We start from the raw sequence: 1,402 nt of genomic DNA, 5'->3' as shown, positions 1-1,402 counted from the left end.
CCGTACATGGACGCCCCCCAATATGCCAGGCAGTCAGTTGATGATGACTTGAAGGTTCGATTGCACCCGTACATTCGGACTTTCGCTGCGGCTTTTCGCCGCTGTCCCTGATGGGGTTTGCTGGTCGGCTCCTCTATCGGTTGTCCGCACTCCGAGTGCCCCGGACGTTTTGGGCTTCGCCAACCACGGTCTAACCTGTTTTGCCATCACTGCGTGATTGCCTGAGCAATCGGTGGTTCAGTCTCCTGCCTTCTGTGTTGGTGGTTGGGTCGGCTACGCAGCGAGCTGCGGCGGCACGTAGTTAGGTCGGAACTCCCGCCCGTGGGCTAGCAGTGCCCAGACCGTTCGCACGTTCTTGTTGGCCAAGGCGACGGCCGCCACGTTCGGATGTCGTCGGTTGAGCAGGCTCGCCAGCCACACGTTGGTGTTCACCGCCTTGCGCTGCGTCGCCACGATGGCTGAGCGCGCACCGTGAATCAGCAAGGTGCGCAGGTACACGTCGCCGCGCTTGCTGATGCCCAAGAGCGTTGGTTTGCCTCCGCTCGAATGCTGCCTAGGCACGAGGCCGAGCCAGGCCGCGAGCTGCCGGCCGTTTTCGAAGCTGTTCGCATCCGCGATGGAGGCCACCAGGGCACTGGCTCCCAGCGGTCCGATACCGGGAATCTTCTCGAGCCGGAGGCTGAGCTCGCTGCTGCGATGCCAGGCCTTGATTTGGTCCTCGAACTCGTTGACCAGCTTGTCCAATTCCTTGAGGTGCTCGGTTAGGCGAGCGATGAGTCGGCGGAACGTTCCGGGCAGCTGGTTGCTCGCGTCTTCAAGCAGCTCGGGGACTTGCTTGGCGACGTGGCAGATGCCCTTCGGGATGACCAGGCCGAACTCGCCCAGGAGGCTGCGAATCTGGTTCGCCTGCGCCGTGCGGGCGATGACAAAGCCTTGGCGCGCGCGATGCAGCGACAGCACGGCTTGCTGCTCGACGCTCTTCACCGGCACGAATCGCATGCTGGGCCTGGTGACGGCCTCGCAGATGGCTTCTGCATCAGCCACGTCGTTCTTGTTGCTCTTCACATACGGCTTGACGAACTGTGGCGACATCAAGCGCACCGTATGGCCGAAGCCCTGCAGGGTGCGCGCCCAGTGATGGGCGCTGCCACATGCCTCCATGCCGATGAGGCACGGCGGAAGGTTCACGAAGAATGCCGTCATTTGGTCGCGCCGCAGTTGCTTGCGCAACGCGACCTTGCCATGCTCATCCACTGCGTGAACCTGGAACACGTTCTTTGCCAGGTCAATGCCAACAGTCGTAATCTTCATGGTGGACGCCCCTTTCAGTTCAAGTGGTTGCTGACACTTCCACTTTGGCACATCGATGCCGGTACGGGTGGGGGCGTCCATCCCATTGGTT

Annotated in this window: 1 protein-coding gene; it reads right to left on the bottom strand. The window is 61.8% G+C overall.

Features of this window, described 5'->3' with window-relative positions:
* Window positions 1-273 precede the first annotated feature (273 nt).
* Window positions 274-1,311, bottom strand: a complete 1,038-nt coding sequence (locus BLV60_RS33845) for an IS110 family RNA-guided transposase (RefSeq protein WP_093060173.1) — start codon at window positions 1,309-1,311, stop codon at window positions 274-276.
* Window positions 1,312-1,402 lie beyond the last annotated feature (91 nt).

This window comes from Variovorax sp. YR634, assembly GCF_900106655.1.
In the GTDB taxonomy this organism is placed as follows: domain Bacteria; phylum Pseudomonadota; class Gammaproteobacteria; order Burkholderiales; family Burkholderiaceae_C; genus Variovorax.
Note: the sequence above shows the minus strand (reverse complement) of the source record. Positions and strands in the feature narration are given on the sequence as shown.

Excerpts from the sequence above, each read along its gene's own strand:
- BLV60_RS33845 (WP_093060173.1), bottom strand. The coding sequence starts at position 1,311 with ATGAAGATTACGACTGTTGGCATTGACCTGGCAAAGAACGTGTTCCAG.